The organism is Bordetella petrii, assembly GCF_020991325.1.
In the GTDB taxonomy this organism is placed as follows: domain Bacteria; phylum Pseudomonadota; class Gammaproteobacteria; order Burkholderiales; family Burkholderiaceae_B; genus Bordetella_A; species Bordetella_A petrii_E.
Genome location: NZ_JAJMLX010000397.1, coordinates 1 through 3,083, shown reverse-complemented (window position 1 = coordinate 3,083; position 3,083 = coordinate 1). Strand labels below are relative to the sequence as shown.

4 protein-coding genes and 1 pseudogene are annotated in these 3,083 nt (G+C 67.1%); all 5 read right to left on the bottom strand.

Translation table 11 applies throughout. The features are described from left to right. A pseudogene (locus tag LPZ50_RS23590) lies at positions 1 to 103 on the bottom strand (flagellar assembly protein FliO); the annotation flags it as partial. 5 nt (positions 104 to 108) lie between these two features. After that, a complete protein-coding gene (gene fliN / locus LPZ50_RS23585) occupies positions 109 to 645 on the bottom strand; it encodes a flagellar motor switch protein FliN (protein ID WP_230665290.1) in 537 nt (178 codons plus the stop codon). Then, on the bottom strand, positions 638 to 1,645 hold the full coding sequence (gene fliM, locus LPZ50_RS23580) for a flagellar motor switch protein FliM (RefSeq protein ID WP_230665289.1): 1,008 nt from the start codon (positions 1,643 to 1,645) through the stop codon (positions 638 to 640). The genes fliN and fliM overlap by 8 nt, the downstream gene beginning before the upstream one ends. 2 nt (positions 1,646 to 1,647) lie before the next feature. After that, positions 1,648 to 2,220 (bottom strand): flagellar basal body-associated FliL family protein, encoded by a 573-nt coding sequence (locus LPZ50_RS23575; RefSeq protein ID WP_230665288.1) that lies wholly within the window; start codon positions 2,218 to 2,220, stop codon positions 1,648 to 1,650. A gap of 154 nt (positions 2,221 to 2,374) precedes the next feature. Beyond that, positions 2,375 to 3,083, bottom strand: a 709-nt coding sequence (locus LPZ50_RS23570) for a flagellar hook-length control protein FliK (protein WP_230665287.1), incomplete at its 5' end; no start/stop codon positions are given.

Genomic DNA, 3,083 nt, shown 5'->3' with positions numbered 1-3,083 from the left:
GGCCGGCCAGCCCGGCGCGCCGCGCCAGCCAGGCCGACACCAGGATCGCGGCCAGGACCAGCAGCAGCCCGATCACCACGCGCAGCACGGCGGATTCCGTCATGGCGGTCAGCGGCGGTTGTTCAGGCGGTTGATGCGCTCCGACGGCGTAATGATGTCGGTCAGCCGGATGCCATACTTGTCTTCGACCACCACCACTTCCCCCTGGGCGATCAGGTAGCCGTTGACGAAGATATCCATCGGTTCGCCGGCCAGGCCGTCCAGTTCCACCACCGAGCCCTGGCCCAGTTGCAGCAGATTCTTGATCGTCAGCCGGGTGCGGCCCAGTTCCACCGTGAGCTGGACGGGCACGTCCATGATCAGGTCGATGTCGGTGCCGGCGCCGCCAGCGGCTTCGGCCAGGGGCTTGAAAATCGAGCCGCTGGCCGGATGGGCGGCGGCAGCGGCCGGCGTCGCCGATACATTCTTGCCGGCTTCGGCCTGCTCGGCCATGGCGCCGGCCCAGTCGTCCTGGGGTTTCAGGCCGTCGGCCTGGGTGGGGGGCTGGGCCGCCGCGGATTGCTCGGCAAGCGCGTCGGCCCAGTCGTCGGCCGCGGGGGCGGACGAACCGGGGCCGGTCTGGCCAGGCTGGTTCGTGTCAGTCATGGTCGGGGGCCTCGTTTGAATCGCTTTCGTGGGTAAAGAGGTTTTGCACGCGCAGGGCGTACTGGCCGTTGAAAATGCCGTAGCCGCATTCCATCAGCGGCACGCCGTTGACACTGGCGATGATGGTTTCGGGCACATCGATGGGCAGCACATCGCCCGCTTTCATGCGCATCAGGTCGCCTATGGACGACGGCACCGAGGCGAATTCGGCGCTGAGGTTGACATCGGCGCTGCGCACCTGGCGCGACAGCTGGTGCGTCCAGCGCTGGTCGACTTCTTCCAGGGTGGTTTCCTGCAGCGGGCGCGTCAGCAGGTCGCGCACCGGCTCGATCATGGAATAAGGCAGGCAGATGTTCAGGTCGCCGCCGGTGGCGCCGAACTCGATGTGGAACGACGAGACGACCACCACTTCGTTATTGCCAGTGATGCTGGCAAACTTGGTATGCATTTCCGAACGCACGTACTCGAATTCGATCGGGTACACCGCTTCCCATGACTTGCCGTAGCTTTCCAGTGTCAGGTTGAGCAGGCGGCGGATGATGCGCTGCTCGGTGGTGGTGAAGTCCCGGCCTTCGACGCGCGTATGGTAACGGCCGTCGCCGCCGAACAGGCTGTCGATGACCAGGAACACCAGGCTGGGATCGTAGGTGAACAGCGCCGTGCCCCGCAGCGGCTTCATCTGGATCATGTTCAGATTGCTGGGCACCGGCAGGTTGCGTTCGAAATCGGCGTATTTCAGGATCTTGATCGAGCCGACGGTGATGTCGGCATTGCGCCGCATGAAGTTCAGCAGCAGGTGGCGCAGGTGCCGCGCGAACCGCTCGTTGATCAGTTCCAGCGTCTGCATGCGCCGGCGCACCACGCGGTCGGGCGAGCTCAGGTCGTAGGCGCGCGCGCCGCGCGCGTTGGCCTCGTCGGCGGCCTTGCTGTCGCTTTCGCCGTTGACGCCAGCCAGCAGCGCATCGACTTCATCTTGCGAAAGAAACGCCTCGTAGGCCATGCTTACTGCACCACGAAAGCGGTGAACAGGGCATCGCTGACTTGCTGGCCGTCCGGCAGCGGCGAAAACGGCCGGTTGGCCGCCGCCACGATGGCGCGGGCCAGGTCAGCCTTGCCTTGCTGCGTCTGCACGGCGGCGGGCGATTGTTCCGACAGCACCATCAGCACGCGGCTGCGTACTTCCGGCATGTATTTTTCGAGACGCATGCGGGTTTGTTCGTCGCCCGCGCGCAGCGTGACGCCGACATGCAGAATGCGCTCGCTGTCCTGGCCGTTCAGGGTGACCGTGAACGCTTCCAGGGGAATGAAGATGGGGGCCGGCACGGCGGCGGGAGTGGCGGGCGGTGCCACGAACATGGTTTCCGATGTCTGGCCGCCGGCCTGGCCCACGCCGAGTTTTACCGGGGCAAGATTCTTGGCGTATTCGCGCTGCATGACGAACCAGGTGGCGCCGACACTCACCAGGGAAACGATCGCCAGCGCCAGCAGCCAGAAAATGCCGCGCAACAGGGGGCTGCCGCCGGAGGCGCGCGGCAGGCTGCTGCGCGCCGAGGAAGAAGTCGTGGAAGTGGCCATCAGGGTATCGATACTAGGGAATGAAGGGATTCTGCCCCAAAGTGCGCCAGGGATTGCAGGCGAAAAACAGGGCGAAAGTCGTGTATCTCAGGCTATTGCGGTTCGTGTCATGGCCGGCCGGCGCCCGCTTTCGCGGCCGGCCCGGAAGCAGGCCCTAGGCAAAAGTGTCGACCAAGCCATCGCCGCGGCGCGGCGTGCTGGCGACGGCCTGCGCCACGGCGGTGCCGTGGTCCGGCTGGCTGCCGCCGCCACCCTGGCCCCGGCCCTGGCCCTGCTGCTGCATGTCGAAGCCCGATTGCGCGCCGTGTTCACCCACGTTGGCCTGGCCCAGGGACAGGCCGGCCTGGGCGAGCGCCTGTTGCAGTTGCGGTAATGCCGCCTCGACGGCATGGCGTACCGCGGCGTGCGCGGACACGAAACTGGCGTTGGCCACGCCATCGTTGACGCTCAGCGTGACACGTAGCGGACCCAGATCCGGCGGATCGAGGCGCAGTTCCGCGGTTTGCAGGTTTTGCCTGGCATCGTGGCTCAATACCACCAGTTGGCGGCCCAGGTCGGCGCCCCACGCTGGCGTGGCGGCCACCGGAGTGGCCACCCCCAGCGTCAGCGGGCTGCTGCCAGGGGGCAGCAGGAACGAGGCGCTGGCATCCTGCCGTGCGCCCGTGGCGCCGTGCAGGGCGGATGCCAGTGCCCCGACGGTGTCGTGGTGGGCGCCGGACGGAGTGTCCGCCACGGCCTGCTGGGGGTGTCCCAGAGAGGCCGGCGGTGCCGCATCCGCATCCGGAAGCGCACTGGCCAGGCTTTCCAGGGTACTGGGGGCCGCGGGCATGCCGGCCGCGGCAAGCGCCTGCTGGGCCTGGGGT

Excerpts from the sequence above, each read along its gene's own strand:
- fliN (WP_230665290.1), bottom strand. The coding sequence starts at position 645 with ATGACTGACACGAACCAGCCTGGCCAGACCGGCCCCGGTTCGTCCGCC.
- fliM (WP_230665289.1), bottom strand. The coding sequence starts at position 1,645 with ATGGCCTACGAGGCGTTTCTTTCGCAAGATGAAGTCGATGCGCTGCTG.
- LPZ50_RS23575 (WP_230665288.1), bottom strand. The coding sequence starts at position 2,220 with ATGGCCACTTCCACGACTTCTTCCTCGGCGCGCAGCAGCCTGCCGCGC.